We start from the raw sequence: 17,971 nt of genomic DNA, 5'->3' as shown, positions 1-17,971 counted from the left end.
ATTACAGGATTTTCTGCCCTGTTTTTTCCCAATCCTTCAAAAAGGTTTCCAAACCTTTGTCGGTCAAAGGATGCAACGCCAGCTTGTGGATCACCTCGGGCGGGGCGGTCACGATGTCGGCCCCGATGCGGGCGCAATCGGTTACGTGGTTCACGTTGCGGATCGACGCCGCCAGGATCTGGGTCTCGAACCCGTAGGTGTCGTAGATCTGCCGGATGTCCGCGATCACGTCGATGCCGTCCAGATTGATATCGTCCAGCCGGCCGATGAACGGGCTGATGAACGCCGCGCCGGCCTTGGCCGCCAAGAGCGCCTGATTGGCCGAAAAACACAGGGTCACGTTGATCATGTGCCCCTCTGACGACAGCGCCTTGCACGCCTTCAGGCCATCCCACGTGAGCGGCAGCTTGATCGCGATGTTGTCCGCGATCTTGGACAGTTTGCGCCCTTCCTCGATCATCGCATCGGCCTGCGTGGCAATAACTTCGGCGCTGACCGGGCCATCGATCAGGTCGGCGATCTGCTTGGTGACCTCGATGATGTCGCGTCCCGATTTCATGATCAGCGACGGATTGGTCGTGACGCCATCGACTATGCCCAGCTCGTTAAGCTCTGCAATGGCGTCGAACTCGGCGGTGTCTACAAAGAATTTCATGGCTCGGGCCCCCGAATGGCTTGGGTTTTGTCAGGGTTGGCTTTACCCCATAGACTGCTATCCCGAAACCCTTTTCACGGATGTGACGTGGCCGAGACGGATTTCTTTCACCATGACGATGTTGTGGCGGTGCTGACAACGCAGCCGCTGGATCGGGTGCTGGATTATCGTGCGCCCGAGGGCGGGTGCTTTGCCGGCGCGTTCGTCGAGGTGCCACTGGGGCCGCGCAAGGTGATCGGTGTTGTCTGGGGCGCAGGGCAGGGCGCGGTCGATCCGTCCCGTTTGCGCCATGTGATTCGGGTTCTGGATGCCGCGCCGATGCGCGCGGAGATGCAGGAATTCATTCACCGTGCAGCGGACTATACCCTTACACCATTGCCCGCCATGCTACGCCTTGCCACGCGCGCGCCGGGCCTCGGCGATCCGCCCGCCATGCGCCGCATCCTGCGCGCCACGCACACCCCCCCAAGCCGTTGGACCGATGCCCGTCACCGCGCGATGGAGGTGCTGAACGCGTATGGCGGCTTGGCGCTGACATTGGCGGAACTGACCGAGGCGGCAGGCGTTTCATCAAGTGTTGTCAAAGGGTTGATAAAACAAGGCTCCATTGTCGAGGAAGAAACCCCGCGCGACAGGGCATTCCCGCATCTTGATCCAGCGCGCCAGGGAAAGGCGCTTAGCGACGACCAGGCCGCGGCGGCCACAGCCTTGTGCGCGGGCCTGCAGAGCGGCGCCTATGGCACGACGCTTCTGCGCGGGGTCACCGGATCGGGCAAGACCGAGGTGTACCTCGAGGCCGTGGCGGAGTGCCTGCGGCAGGGGCGGCAGGCGCTGGTTCTCTTGCCCGAGATCGCGTTGACGGCCGAATTCCTGTCGCGGGTCGAGGCGCGGTTTGGGGCACAACCGGCGGAATGGCATTCTGGTGTCACCATGACCGAGCGTCGCCGCATCTGGAAAATGATAGGCCAGGGCGGCGCGCAACTGGTGGTGGGCGCGCGGTCTGCGTTGTTCCTGCCTTTTCAGAACCTTGGCCTGATTATCGTGGATGAGGAACACGACACGTCCTACAAGCAGGAGGATGGCGTTCTGTATAACGCGCGGGATATGGCCGTGCTGCGCGCGTCGATCTGCGATGCGCGGGTGGTGTTGGCGTCCGCGACGCCCAGCCTTGAAAGTTGGGCGAACGCCGAGGCGGGCAAGTATGACAAGCTGGTTCTGACGGATCGCTACGGCGCCGCGGTTATGCCGCGCATCGGTGTTATCGACATGCGGAGCGAGAGCCTTCCGTCTGATCGGTGGATATCGCCCAGCCTGCAACAGGCCGTGAACGAGCGGCTGAACAGGGGTGAACAGGCGATGCTGTTCATCAACAGGCGGGGCTATGCGCCGATCACCCTTTGCCGCGCGTGTGGTCATCAGATCGGGTGTGACCATTGCGATGCGCGCATGGTCGAACACAGGTTCCTCAAGCGGCTGGTCTGCCACCAATGCGGCGATAGCAAGCCGATCCCGAATGCCTGCCCCGCCTGCGACGCCGAGGATCGCCTTGCCCCGGTCGGCCCGGGTGTCGAGCGCCTGTCGGAAGAGGCCACCAGCCTGTTCCCCGACGCCCGGATTGCCACGCTGTCATCCGACATGCACGGCACCGCACGCGACCTCAAGGCCGAGATCGAAGCGATCGTCGCAGGCGGGGCCGATATTATCATCGGAACGCAATTGGTGGCCAAGGGGCACAACTTTCCGCTCCTGACGTTGGTGGGGGCGATCGATGCCGATCTGGGGCTTCAGGGCTCTGACTTGCGCGCGGCCGAGCGGACCTTTCAATTGATGCGGCAGGTCGCCGGGCGCGCGGGACGCGCGGAAAAGCAGGGTATCGCGATGCTGCAAAGCTATCAGCCCGAGCACCCGGTGATCCGCGCGATCGTGGCCGGCGACGAAGAGGGCTTCTGGCGGGCAGAGGCGGCCGAGCGACAACAAGCCGGTGTGCCGCCCTATGGCCGCATGGCTGGGATCATCCTGTCGGGGCCGGATATGCAGCAGGTGTTCGATCTGGGTAATCGGCTGGCGCGCAACGACGTTGCATTGCGGCGGATCGGGGCGCAGGTGTTTGGCCCTGCCCCCGCTCCGATCGCGCGCATTCGAGGGCGTCATCGGGTGCGCCTGCTGGTCAAGGCTGACAAGTCGGCCCCGTTGCAGGGCGCGTTGTCTCAATGGGTTGGACAGCTCAAGCTGCCCGCGCAGGTGCGGCTGGCGGTGGATATCGACCCGCAGAGCTTTTTCTGAAGTGCCTCAGGCGTGTGCCGTCGCGTGGCGCTGGTCCAGCAAGAAGTCCGTGACCATCGCCCCGATCCACATGCACAACAGCGCCAGCCATGCCGTGCCCGCGAAGACGGAGGTTCCAGTCACACCGTTACCGATCGCGCAGCCACCAGCCAGCATGCCGCCGAACCCCATGAAAGCGGCTCCAGTCAGGGCGCGCCGCATGTTGGATTCGTCAGAGAATCCTTGAAACTTGAACTCGCGCGCCAGCATGGAGGCGATGAAAGAGCCAAGAAAGACGCCCGGTATCAAGCCTATGTCGAACTCCAGAACCGCATTGTAATCGAGAAAGAACATCAGCGTGTTGGCCGACGGACCGGTGAAGGTGGCGCTTTCGATCTGGATCGGGTCGAACACGACTTGGCTAAGGGTGAACGTGCTGACCCAGCCAACAGCGACGGCAAAGCCGACCCCCGACGCAAAGACAAGCCGCCCAAACCCGATGCGGTTGCGGCGGGAAACCTCCAGCGCAACAAGCGCCGTGACTACCCCAAGCGCCAAGCCTCCCCACTCGGGCAGGCCGGACCATGCCAGCAAATCCATGTTGCGCCCACCTTGCGTTATCCACATCGCCGCCAGCCGGTCCCGTATCGGCGAAAGCCACCCAGAAAGGCTCATCTGCGCAAAGACCGCGAACACCAGCCCGGACATGAGCGACCGCAGATTGCCCGTGGCGGCCAGAACCAGAAGCCGCCCAGAGCACCCGCGCGCCAGCACCATGCCCACGCCGAACAATAGACCGCCGATGATGGCGCCCGACCAACTGCCGGTGACGGCAACGATGCGCGCATCTTCGGGGCGCATCCATCCCATGAGGCTGGCGGCCTGAACCCAGACCATTGCAGTGGAAAACGTCAAAAGCCAAACTGCGACGCTGTCATTCATGCGACCGCGTGCGAATTCGACCGTGGCCGCGCGTAGGCAGAATCGCGAGCGTTGCGCCGCGATGCCAAAGATCACGCCGGTCAACATGCCAAGCAGCGCGGCGGTCGGAGCTTCGCCGATACGTTCAACAAGCAGCAGAATATCCATAGGCGGGGTCCCTTGGTGTTTGCGGCGCTTCTTGCCACAATCATATTCCATTTTCATTGATTCAGATCAGATATCTACACATTCATCGCAAAGCGGCGTAAGGCAAATGGATGAGACAGATCCTTCCCTTGGCCCAGGCACGGCAAATGCCGCTATTGAGGCGCCCGACTGCGCTGTTGTTCCTCATGGCGGTGGCGATGCCGGTCGCGTTTGCCACGTGGTCTGCATTGCTCAACAACTTCGTCATCGAGGCGGCCGAGTTCGATGGCTCTGACATCGGGTGGCTGCACACGGTGCGCGAGATCCCCGGTTTTCTGGCCGTTGGGGTGATCGCCATCATCATGGTAATGCGCGAGCAGGTGCTTGGCGTCGTGGCGCTGGCCCTCTTGGGGGTGGCCACGGCAATGACGGCCTGGTTCCCTTCCCTCGGCGGCATTTTGACGATCACGATGCTCAGCTCGATCGGATTTCACTACTATGAAACGGTCAATCAGTCGCTGCAATTGCAGTGGCTGCCAAAGGATCGCGCGCCGCAAATGCTGGGCTGGCTACTGGCCGCGGGGTCGGGCGCGACGCTTGTGGCTTATGTGCTGGTTGTCCTGACATGGCGTGCTTTTGACCTGAATTACAACCTTGTTTACATGGTGTCGGGCGGGTTCACCGCGATCGTGGCGGTGATCGCCTATTTCGCGTACCCACAGTTCGAGGCCCCCAATCCGCAGATCAAGCGCATGGTGCTCCGGCGCCGCTATTGGCTATACTATGCGCTGCAGTTCATGTCGGGCGCCCGGCGGCAGATTTTTGTCGTGTTCGCGGGCTTCATGATGGTCGAAAAGTTCGGCTTCGAAGTGCACGAGGTGACCGGCCTTTTCTTGATCAACCTGATCGCCAACATGGTGTTCGCGCCGCTACTGGGGCGGGCCGTTTTCCGGTTTGGGGAACGCAGCGCGCTGATTTTCGAATATGTCGGCCTGATTGGCGTATTCCTGGCCTATGGGGGCGTCTACTATTTCGGCTGGGGTGTGATTCTGGCCGCAACGCTTTACGTGGTCGATCACATGTTCTTTGCCCTCGCGCTGGCGCTAAAGACGTATTTCCAGAAGATCGCCGACCCCGGGGATATCGCGCCAACGGCGGCGGTGGCCTTTACCATAAACCACATTGCGGCGGTGTTCCTGCCTGCGGCCTTGGGCTATCTGTGGCTGGTCTCGCCGGGGGGCGTGTTCGTCCTCGCGGCGGGCATGGCGGGGGTGTCGCTTGCGCTTGCGCTGCTGATCCCGCGCCATCCGGTACCCGGATATGAAACGCGGCTAAGCAATTTGGTGCCCGCAGCGGCAGAGTGAGCGTGCGCCCGACGGCCGGCAGAGCTTGACGCCGCATTCGCGGCGACATAGGCGCATCGGCATAGCAATCGGAGACGCATGATGCCCACATTCACGGCCCTGACCACCCTTCCCGGAAAAGACGCGGCCGAAGCACTCGGCGAGGCGGTCGAGGCGCTTACGCCCGAACCCAGTGGCGTTGGCGTGTTCGAGATCGAGGACGATTCCGGCCTGTGGGAAGTCGCCTGCTACTTCACCGAAGCGCCGGACGAGGCGGGTCTGGCCCTTCTGGCAACGATCCATGATGCAAAGCCGTTTGTCGTCTCGGAACTGCCGGAAACCGATTGGGTCGCCAAGGTCAGACGAGAGCTGAGCCCGGTCGAGGCCGGGCGGTTCTACGTCTATGGCAGCCATGATGCACACACCGTGCCCCGGGATTGCGAGCCGCTGCTGATCGAGGCTGCGATGGCTTTTGGCACTGGCCACCATGGCACGACGTTGGGATGTTTGCGGGCGCTTGATCGGTTGGACAAGGCCGGGATCATCGGCAAGAACGTCGCCGATATTGGCTGCGGAACGGCAGTGCTGGCAATGGCCGCGGCGCGGATCTGGCCCAACCCTGTCTTGGCGAGCGATATCGACGCAGTCGCAGTTGATGTGGCCAAGGCCAATGTCACCGCCAATGGGCTTGAGGGGCGCGTGATCTGTGTCGAAGCGGAAGGGTTCGATGCCCCCGCTCTGCGCGACGCGGCGCCCTACGACCTTATCTTCGCAAATATCCTGAAGGGGCCGCTGATTGATCTGGCTCCTGACATGGCGGCGAACCTTGCCGCCGGCGGGCACGCGATTCTGTCTGGTATTCTGACAGGGCAGGCAGACGAGGTGGTTGCCGTTTATGCACAAAATGGCATCAATCTTGATCACCGTGAGGATATTGGTGAATGGACGACGCTAACCATGGTCAAATCCGGCTGATTTTGTTCAAAATGCAGCGCAAATGGGGCAGATGCCCAAATTTTGCCACATTTACATTTCATTAAACCGCTCGGTTATTGGTGGGGGCCATTGACCAGAGGCTGCGATGGAAACCTCATCAACAACGCAACGCCGACGTTCGCGGCGCGAGTATACCACAGTTTTCAATGGCGAACGGTGGGTGGTGGTGCGCGCACGGCCACGCAGACGCACGCGCATGCCGCTTCGCGGGATCGGTGTGGCGATTATTGTCCTGTTCCTGACGAAAGGTGCGGTCCTGGCGTATCTGGGGCCCGATGGGCACAGAACGCGGATGATAACATTGGCATCCGACAGCTTTTCCCACCAGGCGCAGGCGTGGCTTATGCAGTCTGACCCGCTATCGCGCTTCGTGGCTGCGCAAATGCGCCCCCTGATGCGCTGACACACAGGCTTGTCGCAAATACCAAGGGCCGCACCGTTCCGAGGTGCGGCCCTTCTTTGCAATCTACGGTAAGGCGTGGGCTCAGCGAATGCGGGCGACGATGTCGATGTCACCGCGGCAAAGGCCGATGTCCTCAAGCTCACGATCCGACAGCTTTGACAGCGCATTGCGGGTCTCGCGGGATTCATGCCAGCCGACGAGCATGCCGTTGACCGATGCGAAAGCCTGACCGATACGGCCGATCAGACCAAGGTGGTGCGCGCGGGGGGCTTCAAATACAGCCATATCCAGTCTCCGTTTTCCAAAGGGCACATATCGAACGTGATCCGTGCTTCTGATCCGCAACTAGGCAGGGTGAGGGGGCGGCGCAAGACGTAATTTTTGCATAGGTCCCATATCAATTTCGCATAACTCGAAATCATTATTTTTTGTTGTATAGCAACAGTTTATGCACATTAAATGTGACGCTTTCAGAACAGGATTTGCCGCAAACAGGCGATGGCTGTCGCGGCGTGAATATCAATGTCGCATTCAGGACAGGCCGGATTGGGATTGGTTTTTGTTCGCGTTTCGTGCTAGTGAGTTGGAAAAGCAACACGAGCAGGAAAAGTAATGCGGATTTTGGGCATTGACCCAGGCTTGCGCAATCTGGGTTGGGGCGTGATCGAGGCGGTGCAAGGGCGGCTCACGCATGTTGCGAACGGCGTTTGTCACTCGGAAGGGACGGATCTGGCGCGGCGCCTGTTGTCCCTGCACAGCCAACTCAGCGATATCATGACGCAGTATGCGCCCGATGCGGCGGCTGTCGAGCAGACCTTTGTGAACAAAGACGGTGCCGGGACGCTCAAGCTCGGGCAGGCGCGGGCGATTGCGTTGTTGGTTCCGGCACAGTGGAACGTGCCGATTGGCGAATATTATCCCAACACAGTCAAGAAAACGGTTGTCGGGGTCGGACACGCGGCCAAGGCGCAGGTGGACCACATGGTGCGCATGCAATTGCCGGGTGTCGAGATTGCCGGCCCCGATGCGGCGGATGCACTGGCAATCGCGATTTGTCACGCGCATCATGGCGGCGCGGCTGGTGGGCTGGCTGCGGCGGTACGAAGGGCAAGCGCATGATCGGCAAACTGGCGGGGCAGGTGGATTACAAGGCCGAAGACCACGTGTTGATTGATGTGCGCGGCGTTGGCTACTTGGTGTACTGCTCGGAGCGCACCTTGTCGGCCTTGCCCGAACCGGGGGGCGCTGCGGCACTCTATACCGAACTTCTGGTGCGTGAAGACATCCTGCAACTATTTGGTTTCACGACGCTTTTGGAAAAAGAATGGCACCGTTTGTTGATGACCGTGCAGGGCGTCGGGGCCAAGGCGTCGATGGCGATCCTCGGTAGCCTTGGGGCTGAAGGTGTCGGACGGACGATCACACTGGGCGATTGGACCGCGATCAAGGCGGCCAAGGGGGTCGGCCCGAAAACGGCGCAAAGAATTGTTAATGAGCTCAAGGACAAGGCGCCTGGCGTGATGGCATTGGGCGGAACGATGCAGATGGCCATGGGGACCGTGAGCGCAGACGGGGACGCCGTGATTGACGCGCCCGCCGCAGGTGGCGCGCCCGCGCCGCAGCCACAGCCCCAGAGCACGAGCGCCGCCGCGCAGTCCGAGGCATTGTCGGCGCTTGGCAACCTGGGGTATGGCCCGGGCGAAGCGGCCAGCGCGGTTGCGCAGGCCGCGAACGATGCGCCGGAGGCGGAAACGCCCGCCCTGATACGCGCGGCGCTTAAACTGTTGGCACCAAAGGGATAATACATGACGGATCCGGACCCGACCCTGCGGCCAGATCGCCAGCCAGACGACAATGATCGCGCCCTGCGGCCCGAGGCGCTGGACGATTTCATCGGGCAGGCCGAGGCGCGCGCCAACCTGAAGGTGTTCATCCAGTCCGCCCGCCAGAGGGGCGAGTCGATGGATCACACGCTGTTCCACGGTCCGCCCGGATTGGGCAAGACGACGTTGGCGCAGATCATGGCCAAGGAGCTGGGCGTCGGGTTTCGGATGACGTCGGGGCCGGTGTTGGCGAAGGCGGGGGATCTGGCGGCGATCTTAACCAATCTTGAGGCGCGCGATGTCCTGTTCATCGACGAAATCCACCGTCTCAATCCCGCGGTGGAGGAGGTTTTGTATCCCGCGTTGGAGGATTTCGAACTTGATCTGGTGATCGGGGAAGGGCCGGCGGCACGGACAGTTCGTATTGAATTACAACCATTTACGCTGGTCGGGGCCACGACGCGCATGGGTCTTTTGACAACGCCGCTGCGCGACCGCTTTGGCATTCCGACGCGGTTGAACTTCTATAGCACGGACGAGTTGCACGAGATCGTCACCCGCAATGCAAGGTTAATGGGCGCGCCGGCCGAGGACGCGGGCGCGCGGGAAATTGCGCGTCGGTCGCGGGGGACGCCGCGCATCGCGGGGCGGCTTCTGAGGCGGGTCGTGGACTTTGCCGTGGTCGAGGGAAACGGCAAGGTCACGCAGGCGATCGCCGATCATGCCCTGACCAGGCTGGGCGTAGATGGCTTGGGCCTGGATGGCGCTGATCGGCGCTATCTCACTGTAATCGCGGAAAACTATCAGGGCGGGCCGGTTGGTATCGAGACCATGAGCGCGGCCTTGAGCGAGAGCCGCGACAGCCTGGAAGAGGTGATCGAGCCGTTCCTTTTGCAGCAGGGATTGATCCAGCGAACGCCGCGCGGGCGGATGCTGGCGCAGAAGGCCTGGGCGCATCTGGGGCTGCCCGCGCCGCAACGCCCCGAGCAGGCGCAGCTGTTCGGCGAGGGGAGTTGAGCGCCGTGTGAAACGTACGAAACGGACGTTTCGTGGCGTGAGCCGTACGTTTCGACAGGTTGCTGGACGTCGGGGGCAGAGACTGTAAAAGGGTGGCGATTGTGACCCGGGATCGGAGGCCGCGATGACACCCGATGAGATCGAGACGCTGTTCACTCGGCGCGACGACAGCTATGGCTTTGCCCGGTGGGGGCGACCCATCGTGCCGGTCGTTTTTGGCGTGGAGGATGACACCCTGCGCGTGATCAAGGGCGCCATCGAGGCGGTGGTCACCCTGGCCGGGCACAAGATGGCCGAGACCGACCCGGAGCTGGGCGCCAACCTGATGATCTTTTTCCTGCGGGAGTGGAGCGAGTTGGAGGAGGTGCCCAACCTTGACCGGCTGGTGCCCGACCTGGGGCCACTGGTGGCGCGGCTAAAGGAGGCGGGGGCCAACCAGTATCGCGCCTTTCGGTTTGACGAGGATGGCGCGATTCAGGCGGCGTTCGTGTTCTTGCGAATGGATAGCCACCTGAGCGATCTGCCGGCGCAGGACCTGGCGTTGGGGCAGGCGGCGCAGGTGATGCTGTCGTGGTCCGAGAGCGCCTTTGCCGCGCGTGCGCCGCTGGCGCGGGCGGGCGAACAGACGGTGCTGCGGCCCGATCTGGCAGACCTGATCCGCGCGGCATACGATCCTGCCATGCCGGCGTCCGCCAATGACAGGGCGCATGCACTACGCCTTTATGCGCGGATGCAGGCCGCGCCGCAGGCGAACGCGGAGTAGGGCGCGCGGGCGGTCAATACCACGCGTCGGGCATCGAATCCTTTCGGGTCTGGACGAAGTCGCGCAGCGCCGTGTCTATCGCCGGGTCGATCATCGGGGCCTGGTAGTTGGCCAGCGTCTCGCGCCAACGGGTGTTCGCGCGCTGCAACGCGTCCTCGCGCCCCTTCTCGGACCAGGTTTCCCAAGGGGTGTCATCGTTGATTGCGCTGTCCCAATAGGCGGTCTCGAAGTGGCGCATGGTGTGGGCGGTGCCGAACATGTGGGTGCCGGGGCCACCTTCGGCCAAGGCGTCGAAGGCCAGCGTTTCGTCGTTCACGTCCAACCCCTTGAGGTAGGTGTGCATCATCGAACAGATATCGGTATCGAGCACGAATTTCTCGTAGGACATGGAGAGCAGCCCATCGAGAAACCCGGCGGAGTGCAGGATGAAGTTGGCCCCGCCCTGCACCGCCGACATCATCGACATCACGGCCTGGATCATGGCTTGCCCGTCGGGCAGCTTGGAGGTCGAGAAGTTCCCCGCGCAGCGCAGTGGCAGGTTCAGCCGGCGCGCCAGTTGCCCCATCACCAGAGAGCCGAGCGCCGGTTCAGGCGTGCCGAATGTGGGCGAGCCCGAGCGCATCGACAGGGACGACAGGAAACTGCCCAGGATGGCGGGCGCGCCGGGGCGGGTTAGCTGCGTCAGGGCGCAGCCAACCATGGATTCGGCCAGGCTCTGGGCGACGGCGCCGGGCATCGTGACGGGAGACACCGCCCCGCCCAGCAGGAAGGGCAGGTGGATCGATCCCTGGCCAGCCGCGGCATAGGTGCGGATGCCTTGCGTGGTGACGCCATCCCAGACCAGCGGCGAGGTGGAGTTGAAATTGCCCATGATGACGCAGTTGTTGTCCACGAAATCGGCGCCGAACAGGATGCGGCACATTTCGATGCTGTCGGCCGCGCGCTCGGGCGCGGTGATCGAGCCGAGGAACGGGCGATCGGAGTAGCGGATATGGGCATAGACCATATCGAGGTGGCGCTTGTTCACCGGCTCGTCGGTGGGCTCGCAGATGGTGCCGCCGGAATGGTGGAGCCAGGGCGACGATTGCGCGAGCTTCACGAGGTTCTCGAAATCCGCCAGGGTGGCGTGGCGGCGGTTGCCGTCCATGTCCATGATGAAGGGCGACCCATAGGAGGGGGCGAACACCATGGCATCGCCGCCGATCTCGACCGAATTGGCGGGGTTGCGCGCGTGCTGGGTAAAGCGGGCGGGCGCGGTTTTCAGGATGTCGCGGATCAGGCCCGGCTCGAACCGGATGTTCCATGCCTCTTCGCCCGCGTCGGTGACCCGGCCACCGGCGGCGCGGAACATCTCGACGGTTTCGGGGTCTTCGCGAAACTCGATCCCGATCTCGTCAAGCAGGCGGTCGGCGCCTTGTTCGATCCGCGTCAGGCTGGCGTCGTCCAGGATGTCGTAGGTGGGCACCGTGCGGGTAATGTAGGGCACCTGAAGCGTCGGGTTCTCGCCCGGCGTGGCAGAGCGCTGCGGCTTGCGTCCGGCACGCTGTCGGCGGGCGCCGGTGGGTCGGCTGCGCGAGGTGCTGTGCATGGTGATCCTCCTGCTTTCTTTGCGTGCCGCGGTGTTTGTCGGGGCAGAAAACCATCTGGAGCAAGGAGTGTCCGCCCTGAAAGCGACACACATGTCGTAAAATGTGACGATCATGTTGGAAATTGCAGCTACCACAAAACACTGCTAGGGCACGCGGGATGGAGCGCAGTGTGAAACAGTTGAAGCCCGAGAAAACGACCGGCTGGCGCGGGTCCGAGGAATTGTGGCTGCAAGCGGCCTACGAGACGCTGATCGAGCAGGGCGTCGAAGCGGTCAAGGTGATGGAGCTTGCCAAGCGACTGGACCTGTCGCGGACAAGTTTCTATGGCCATTTCGAGAACCGCGAGGCCCTGTTGCAGGCACTGGTCGAGCGGTGGCGGCAGAAGAATACCGGCAATCTGCTGGAGCGGACGCAGGCCTATGCCGAGACGATTGCCGAGGCGTTGTTCAACCTGTTCGATTGCTGGCTGTGCGATGATCTGTTCGATGCGCGGCTTGATTTCGCGATTCGCAACTGGGCGCTGTCCGATCCCGAACTGCGCGCGGTTCTGGAGGCGTCGGACCAGGAACGGATCGACGCGATCCGCGAGATGTTCGTGCGCTTCGGTTTTGAGCCGGACGAGGCGCGGGTGCGGGCCTATACGGTCTATTATACGCAGATCGGGTATATCTCGATGATGGTGGACGAGCCGCCCGAGCCCCGGATCCGGCGCATGCCGATCTATGTAGAGACATTCACCGGCACCCATCCGACCGAGGCCGAGGTCGCGCGCTTTGCCTCGCGCCATGGCATGTCGGCGGATTTCGTGCAGCGCCGATCGGGTGGGCAGGCGGCGCTGTAACGCCACCTGCCTTGCGCAATCAGATATCCTTGACCAGCCGCAGCGCATCGTAGATCGCCGCGTGGGTATTGCGGGCCGAGATCGCATCGCCGATCCGGTAGAGGGCAAATCTGCCCTCCTCGTTGGCGCCAGCCGGTTGCGGGCGACCGGCCAAAAGCGCGTCCTGATCCACCGCGCCGAGGTTGCGCGAGTGCGGCTTGAGATCGAAATACAGATCGTCCAGCGGCATGGTGCCGTGATTGACCACGACCTGATCAAAGTCCCGCTCTTCGCGGTGGTCGGAGTAATCCGTGCCGATCACCGCGCGCAACTGGTTCCCCTCGCGCCGCACATCATGCAGCCGGTAAGTGACGGTAAAGCACACGTCGCGCGATTGCAGGTTGCGCATGTAGGGCACCAGGTTCATCGCCATCACATCGGCGGAAAAGCTGCGGTCGGGGGTCATCACTTCGACATGGTTGCCCGCTTCCGCGACGATCTCGGCGGCCTGAAGGGCGGGGTGGTCGCCCGCGTCGTCATAGACGAGGACGCGCGCGCCGGGCTTTACATCGCCGGCGATGATGTCCCACGCCGACACGACCAGGTCGTTGCCCGTCTCCAACACCTCGGTATGGGCCATGCCGCCAGTGGCGACGATGACCACATCGGGGTTTTCCGCGCTGACGTCTGCCGCTTCGGCATAGGTGTTGAAGCGAAACTCCACGTCGCGGGCGGCGCATTGGGCCATGCGCCAGTCGATGATGCCGATCATCTCGCGGCGGCGGGGGTTTTGCGCGGTCAGGCGGACCTGTCCGCCGGGGTCTGCGGCGGCCTCGAACACGGTGACTAAATGGCCGCGCTCGGCGGCGACGCGCGCGGCCTCAAGCCCGGCGGGGCCGGCGCCGACGATCACCACGCGCTTGCGCGTCGGGGCGGGGGCAATGTCGTGCGGCATCGACAGCTCGCGCCCGGTGGCGGCGTTGTGGATGCACAGCGCATCACCGGCCTGATAGATCCGATCAAGGCAATAGGTGGCGCCGACGCAGGGGCGGACGTCCTCCTCGCGGCCCTCTACGATCTTGCGCACGATATGCGGGTCGGCCATGTGCGCGCGGGTCATGCCGACGAGGTCAAGCTTGCCCTCGGCGACGGCATGGCGGGCGGTGGCCACGTCGGGGATGCGCGCGGCGTGGAAGGTTGGCATGCCGGTTTCGGCGCGGATGGTTCCGGCGAAATCAAGGTGCGGGGCCGATTTCATGCCCTGAACTGGGATCACGTCGGTCAGGCCGGCATCGGTTTCGATATGGCCGCGGATCACGTTGAGAAAATCCACCTGCCCCGTGTCCCTGAGCCGCCGGGATATCTCCAACCCTTCCTGAACCGAAATGCCGCCATCCATCGCCTCGTCGGCTGTGTAGCGAAAGCCGACGATGAACTCGGGGCCGACGCGCTGTCGGATGGCGTCCAGCACTTCGAGCGAGAACCGCATGCGGTTTTCAAGGCTCCCGCCATAGGGCGCGTCCAGCGTGTTGGTCATCGGCGACCAGAACTGATCCATCAGGTGGCCGTAGGCTTGCAATTCGATCCCGTCGAGGCCGGCCGCCTGCATGCGTTCGGCGGCATCGGCGTAATCGGTGACGATGCGCGCGATATCCCATTCCTCGATCTGCTTGGGAAAGGCGCGGTGCGCGGGTTCGCGTTCATGGCAAGACGATACCGCCGGGAGCCAATCGCCCTTGTTCCAATGCGTGCGGCGGCCAAGGTGGGTGAGCTGGATCATCACCGCGCAGCCATGGTCATGGCACGCATCGGTGAGCTGTTTCATCCACGGCACGACCTCGTCCTTGTAGGCGAGGATATTGTTGAAAACGGGCGGCGAATTGCGCGACACGGCCGCCGAACCGGCGGTCATTGTCAGGCCGACGCCCGCCCGCGCGCGTTCCTCGTGATAGGCGCGGTAGCGATCCTTTGGCATGCCATCCTCGGGGTAGGCCGGCTCGTGCGCGGTGGTCATTATGCGGTTTTTCAACGTCAGATGCTTGAGCTGGTAAGGTTGCAACAAGGGATCGCTGGACATTCTGGCACCATTGTCTTGCTGGGTTCATGCGTGGTTGCGGGGATCACTGTGCCCAGATCGCGAGGCCGGGTCAAAGAAAAACACGACAGTAGTGTCTTTAAACGCGACATTACTGACAATCATGCCGCGATGGCGACGATTGCATCTTTCAAAACGGGTGCGGTTGTGGTGACGTGCCGTTGGCGGCGCAGGCGTTGCCGCGCATGACCAGCCCGAGGAAAAACATGACCTGTGTATTCGTGCAAATCCGGTGCAAGCCGGGAACCACATATCGCGTTGCCGAAGCCATCGTTCTGCGAGAGCTGCATTCCGAGTTGTATTCCACTAGCGGCGAGTGGGATCTGTTGTGCAAGCTATACATCCCCGAGGGCGCGGATGTGGGCAAATATATCAATGACAACCTGTTGGATATCACGGGTATCGAGCGGACCTTGACCACCCCCACCTTCAAGGCGTTCTGAGCGCGGCGATTTATTAGGTCGCGGGGCTGCAGATCACGGTTTGCGTGCCCCATTCGGCGCACCGCTGCAGCAGCGCGGGCGGCAACGGCTCGTCGGTGTAAAGCGTATCGATCTGTTCCAGGGATGCGATGCGCGCGGGCGCGGTGCGTTGCAGCTTGGAATGGTCCGCGACCAGTTTGCTGCGCCGCGCCTGGCGGATGATTGTTTGGCTGACAGTGACCTCTTGCACATCGAAATCAAGGATGTCGCCACTGGTATCCATGGCGGAGCAGCCGATCACCGCGATATCGACCTTGAACTGCTCGATCACGCGGGTTGTCAGCGTGCCGATCAGCCCGCCATCGGCCCGGCGCAGCACGCCGCCCGCGACGATCACCTCGATATCGGGGTTGGCGACAAGGATGTTGGCGACGTTCATGTTGTTGGTCACCACCATCAGGTTGTGATGGTGCAGCAATTCGCGTGCGACTGCTTCGGTCGTGGTGCCGATATTGAGAAATACCGACGCGCCTTCGGGAATATCGCGTGCGCAGCACTTGGCGATATCCGTCTTGGAGGCGGCATTGAGGCGGCGGCGCTCGTCATAGCCGATATTGGTGACGCCGGACGGCAGGATCGCGCCGCCGTGGACGCGCTCAAGCTTGCCCGCCTCGGCCAGATCGGTGAGGTCGCGGCGGATTGTCTGGACCGTGACGCCAAAACGTTCGGCCAGCCCCTCGACCGTGACCTTGCCCTCGTTCCGCGCGATTTCGAGTATGTCCGGCTGCCGAAATGTCTGGCTCATGTGGCGCTCCTTTAGGGGACTATTTTTGATATTTCGCCTCAGTGCAAGCGCTTCGCCCGCCCTGGTGCCCGGTTTCGGCGGTCATGGCGGCGGGGGTTACCCAACGGAATGTTCGCCCGGGCCCAGGGGGCGAAAAGCGACGCCATAGCCTATGCATACGACATGTTGGATGGTAATTTGAGACTTGGATCAAGCCCGTTCTGTCATGAAACCTTCCAGTTTATGCTTGATACATCGGGCACAATCGGCATTGTTGACTCGCGAGTCAATGACCCGGCCATCGGGCTGCCAGTACACCGACAGGGGAGAGTATTATGCGAGATCAGATCGAACACCTGAAAAAGCGGGTTGGACAGGGCCGGATCACCCGGCGCGAATTCGTCGGCCGGTTGGGCGCCTTGGGCGTAAGTGCCGCGATGGCCAATGTCATGATGGCCGAGGCCGTACGCGCCGAAAGCCCGAAAAAGGGCGGTCACCTGAAGATGGGGTCCGTTGGCGGCGAAAGCACCAACTCCCTGGATCCGGCAGCGGCGGCCAGCCAGGTGCCCTATTACAACCTGAACCTTTTCGGCGATACGCTGGTCGAGGTGACGCCGGACGGCTCGGTGGGGAACCGCCTGGCCGAGGAGGTCAGCTCGAGCCCGGACGCGAAAACCTGGATGTTCAAAATCCGCAAGGGCGTCGAGTTCCACAACGGCAAGACACTGACCCCTGAGGACGTGCTGCGCACGATGGAGCGTCATTCAAACGAGGAGTCCAAGTCGGGTGCACTGGGCATCATGCGCGGCATCGAATCCATGAAAACCGAGGGCGACATGTTCTCGGTCACGCTCAAGACGCCGAATGCGGACCTTCCTTACCTGATGGCCGATTATCACCTGCAGATCCAGCCCGATGGCGGGTTCGACAACCCCGGCGCGGGTATCGGCACGGGGCCCTACATCCTGGAGAAGGACGAGCCGGGCGTGCGCCACCTGTGGTCGCGCAACCCCAACTACTGGGATGACAGCCGCGGCCACGTGGACAGCGTTGAGATCCTGGTCATCAACGACGCGACCGCGCGGATGGCGGCGCTTCAGTCCGGGCAGGTTCATCTGGTCAACCGGGTTGATCCGAAAGTGGCCGACCTGGTCAACCGGGCGCCGGGCGTGAGCATCAAGAGCGATTCGGGGCCGGGGCACTACGTCTTCATCATGCACGTGGACACCGAGCCGTTTTCGAGCAACGATCTGCGGCTGGCACTGAAATACGCCATCGACCGCGAGGACATGGTGGACAAGATCCTGCGCGGCTATGGATCGGTCGGGAACGACATGCCGATCAACGCGGCCTATCCGCTGTTCGACGAGACGATCCCGCAGCGCAGCTATGACCCGGATAAAGCCGCCGAACACTACAAGAAATCGGGCCATGACGGCAGCCCGATCATCCTGCGCGTGTCCGACGTGGCCTTTCCCGGCGCGATCGAGGCGGCGCAGCTATTCCAGGAAAGCGCCAAGGCCGCGGGTATCCCGCTTGAGTTGAAGCGTGAGCCGGGCGACGGGTATTGGTCGGAAGTGTGGAACAAGCAGCCCTTCTGCGCCTCGTACTGGAGCGGCCGCCCCGTGCAGGACCAGATGTATTCGACCGCGTACCTGTCCACCGCGGACTGGAACGACACGCGCTGGGACAACGAGGAGTTCGACAAGCTGCTGCTTGAGGCGCGGGCCGAGCTGGATCAGGAAAAGCGCAAGGAAATGTACTCCAAGATGGGCCGCATGATCCGGGATGAGGGCGGGCTGATCTGTCCGATGTTCAATGACTTCATCACCGGGGTCAGTGACAAGGTGCAAGGCTGGGAGGATGACCCGACCGGCGAGACGATGTCGGGGCAGTGGTCCTCGAAGCTTTGGCTGGCATGATCCGGGGCG

At 62.6% G+C, this 17,971-nt stretch carries 16 protein-coding genes; 10 read left to right on the top strand and 6 right to left on the bottom strand.

Features of this window, described 5'->3' with window-relative positions:
• Nucleotide 1: 1 nt before the first annotated feature.
• Entirely contained in the window at nt 2-655 is a 654-nt protein-coding gene (gene fsa / locus G568_RS0114105; protein ID WP_026758640.1) for a fructose-6-phosphate aldolase, read from the bottom strand.
• 15 nt (nt 656-670) lie between these two features.
• On the opposite strand from fsa, the gene G568_RS0114100 reads away from it, so the two are divergent.
• A complete protein-coding gene (locus G568_RS0114100) occupies nt 671-2,938 on the top strand; it encodes a primosomal protein N' (protein ID WP_084627412.1) in 2,268 nt (755 codons plus the stop codon).
• Between the two features lie 6 nt (nt 2,939-2,944).
• Here G568_RS0114100 and G568_RS0114095 read toward each other — a convergent pair whose 3' ends face one another.
• On the bottom strand, nt 2,945-4,006 hold the full coding sequence (locus G568_RS0114095) for a YeeE/YedE family protein (RefSeq protein WP_026758638.1): 1,062 nt from the start codon (nt 4,004-4,006) through the stop codon (nt 2,945-2,947).
• Nucleotides 4,007-4,116: 110 nt separating this feature from the next.
• Between G568_RS0114095 and G568_RS0114090 the strand changes: the two genes are divergently transcribed.
• On the top strand, nt 4,117-5,349 hold the full coding sequence (locus G568_RS0114090; protein ID WP_026758637.1) for an MFS transporter: 1,233 nt from the start codon (nt 4,117-4,119) through the stop codon (nt 5,347-5,349).
• An 81-nt stretch (nt 5,350-5,430) separates the two neighbouring features.
• Nucleotides 5,431-6,303, top strand: coding sequence for a 50S ribosomal protein L11 methyltransferase (locus G568_RS0114085; RefSeq protein ID WP_026758636.1), 873 nt, complete (start codon nt 5,431-5,433; stop codon nt 6,301-6,303).
• 505 nt (nt 6,304-6,808) lie between these two features.
• Here the strand turns inward: G568_RS0114085 and G568_RS0114075 are convergent.
• Nucleotides 6,809-7,012, bottom strand: a complete 204-nt coding sequence (locus G568_RS0114075) for a DUF1127 domain-containing protein (protein WP_026758635.1) — start codon at nt 7,010-7,012, stop codon at nt 6,809-6,811.
• Nucleotides 7,013-7,339: 327 nt separating this feature from the next.
• Here G568_RS0114075 and ruvC point away from each other — a divergent pair, with 327 nt between their 5' ends.
• From ruvC to G568_RS0114055, 4 genes are all read left to right on the top strand, one after another.
• A complete protein-coding gene (gene ruvC / locus G568_RS0114070) occupies nt 7,340-7,846 on the top strand; it encodes a crossover junction endodeoxyribonuclease RuvC (protein ID WP_026758634.1) in 507 nt (168 codons plus the stop codon).
• Nucleotides 7,843-8,529 carry a Holliday junction branch migration protein RuvA gene (gene ruvA, locus G568_RS0114065; protein WP_026758633.1) on the top strand — a complete coding sequence of 229 codons (687 nt, stop codon included), beginning with the start codon at nt 7,843-7,845 and terminating at the stop codon, nt 8,527-8,529. Before ruvC ends, ruvA begins: the two co-directional genes overlap by 4 nt.
• Nucleotides 8,530-8,532: 3 nt before the next feature.
• Nucleotides 8,533-9,567, top strand: coding sequence for a Holliday junction branch migration DNA helicase RuvB (ruvB, locus tag G568_RS0114060; protein WP_026758632.1), 1,035 nt, complete (start codon nt 8,533-8,535; stop codon nt 9,565-9,567).
• 124 nt (nt 9,568-9,691) lie between these two features.
• On the top strand, nt 9,692-10,330 hold the full coding sequence (locus tag G568_RS0114055; RefSeq protein WP_026758631.1) for a hypothetical protein: 639 nt from the start codon (nt 9,692-9,694) through the stop codon (nt 10,328-10,330).
• A 13-nt stretch (nt 10,331-10,343) separates the two neighbouring features.
• Here the strand turns inward: G568_RS0114055 and G568_RS0114050 are convergent, their stop codons facing one another.
• A complete protein-coding gene (locus G568_RS0114050) occupies nt 10,344-11,918 on the bottom strand; it encodes a trimethylamine methyltransferase family protein (protein ID WP_026758630.1) in 1,575 nt (524 codons plus the stop codon).
• A gap of 170 nt (nt 11,919-12,088) precedes the next feature.
• Here G568_RS0114050 and G568_RS18920 point away from each other — a divergent pair, with 170 nt between their 5' ends.
• The gene (locus G568_RS18920) at nt 12,089-12,760 is read left to right on the top strand and encodes a TetR/AcrR family transcriptional regulator (RefSeq protein ID WP_245582951.1); all 672 of its coding nucleotides are present in this window, start codon (nt 12,089-12,091) and stop codon (nt 12,758-12,760) included.
• 19 nt (nt 12,761-12,779) lie between these two features.
• Here the strand turns inward: G568_RS18920 and G568_RS0114040 are convergent, their stop codons facing one another.
• Complete coding sequence (locus G568_RS0114040; RefSeq protein ID WP_026758629.1) at nt 12,780-14,816, bottom strand: NADH:flavin oxidoreductase; 2,037 nt, start codon at nt 14,814-14,816, stop codon at nt 12,780-12,782.
• Between the two features lie 224 nt (nt 14,817-15,040).
• Here G568_RS0114040 and G568_RS0114035 point away from each other — a divergent pair, with 224 nt between their 5' ends.
• On the top strand, nt 15,041-15,277 hold the full coding sequence (locus tag G568_RS0114035; protein WP_026758628.1) for an Lrp/AsnC family transcriptional regulator: 237 nt from the start codon (nt 15,041-15,043) through the stop codon (nt 15,275-15,277).
• A gap of 13 nt (nt 15,278-15,290) precedes the next feature.
• Here G568_RS0114035 and G568_RS0114030 read toward each other — a convergent pair whose 3' ends face one another.
• Nucleotides 15,291-16,061, bottom strand: coding sequence for a DeoR/GlpR family DNA-binding transcription regulator (locus tag G568_RS0114030; protein ID WP_026758627.1), 771 nt, complete (start codon nt 16,059-16,061; stop codon nt 15,291-15,293).
• 314 nt (nt 16,062-16,375) lie between these two features.
• Here G568_RS0114030 and G568_RS0114025 point away from each other — a divergent pair, with 314 nt between their 5' ends.
• Nucleotides 16,376-17,962, top strand: a complete 1,587-nt coding sequence (locus G568_RS0114025; protein WP_026758626.1) for an ABC transporter substrate-binding protein — start codon at nt 16,376-16,378, stop codon at nt 17,960-17,962.
• Nucleotides 17,963-17,971 lie beyond the last annotated feature (9 nt).

This window comes from Sediminimonas qiaohouensis DSM 21189 (genome assembly GCF_000423645.1).
Lineage (GTDB): Bacteria > Pseudomonadota > Alphaproteobacteria > Rhodobacterales > Rhodobacteraceae > Sediminimonas > Sediminimonas qiaohouensis.
This window is presented reverse-complemented; position numbering and strand designations above follow the sequence as displayed.

Coding starts and splice junctions, on each gene's coding strand:
- fsa (WP_026758640.1), bottom strand. CDS start 655: ATGAAATTCTTTGTAGACACCGCCGAGTTCGACGCCATTGCAGAGCTT.
- G568_RS0114100 (WP_084627412.1), top strand. CDS start 671: ATGGCTTGGGTTTTGTCAGGGTTGGCTTTACCCCATAGACTGCTATCC.
- G568_RS0114095 (WP_026758638.1), bottom strand. CDS start 4,006: ATGGATATTCTGCTGCTTGTTGAACGTATCGGCGAAGCTCCGACCGCC.
- G568_RS0114090 (WP_026758637.1), top strand. CDS start 4,117: ATGAGACAGATCCTTCCCTTGGCCCAGGCACGGCAAATGCCGCTATTG.
- G568_RS0114085 (WP_026758636.1), top strand. CDS start 5,431: ATGCCCACATTCACGGCCCTGACCACCCTTCCCGGAAAAGACGCGGCC.
- G568_RS0114075 (WP_026758635.1), bottom strand. CDS start 7,012: ATGGCTGTATTTGAAGCCCCCCGCGCGCACCACCTTGGTCTGATCGGC.
- ruvC (WP_026758634.1), top strand. CDS start 7,340: ATGCGGATTTTGGGCATTGACCCAGGCTTGCGCAATCTGGGTTGGGGC.
- ruvA (WP_026758633.1), top strand. CDS start 7,843: ATGATCGGCAAACTGGCGGGGCAGGTGGATTACAAGGCCGAAGACCAC.
- ruvB (WP_026758632.1), top strand. CDS start 8,533: ATGACGGATCCGGACCCGACCCTGCGGCCAGATCGCCAGCCAGACGAC.
- G568_RS0114055 (WP_026758631.1), top strand. CDS start 9,692: ATGACACCCGATGAGATCGAGACGCTGTTCACTCGGCGCGACGACAGC.
- G568_RS0114050 (WP_026758630.1), bottom strand. CDS start 11,918: ATGCACAGCACCTCGCGCAGCCGACCCACCGGCGCCCGCCGACAGCGT.
- G568_RS0114040 (WP_026758629.1), bottom strand. CDS start 14,816: ATGTCCAGCGATCCCTTGTTGCAACCTTACCAGCTCAAGCATCTGACG.
- G568_RS0114035 (WP_026758628.1), top strand. CDS start 15,041: ATGACCTGTGTATTCGTGCAAATCCGGTGCAAGCCGGGAACCACATAT.
- G568_RS0114030 (WP_026758627.1), bottom strand. CDS start 16,061: ATGAGCCAGACATTTCGGCAGCCGGACATACTCGAAATCGCGCGGAAC.
- G568_RS0114025 (WP_026758626.1), top strand. CDS start 16,376: ATGCGAGATCAGATCGAACACCTGAAAAAGCGGGTTGGACAGGGCCGG.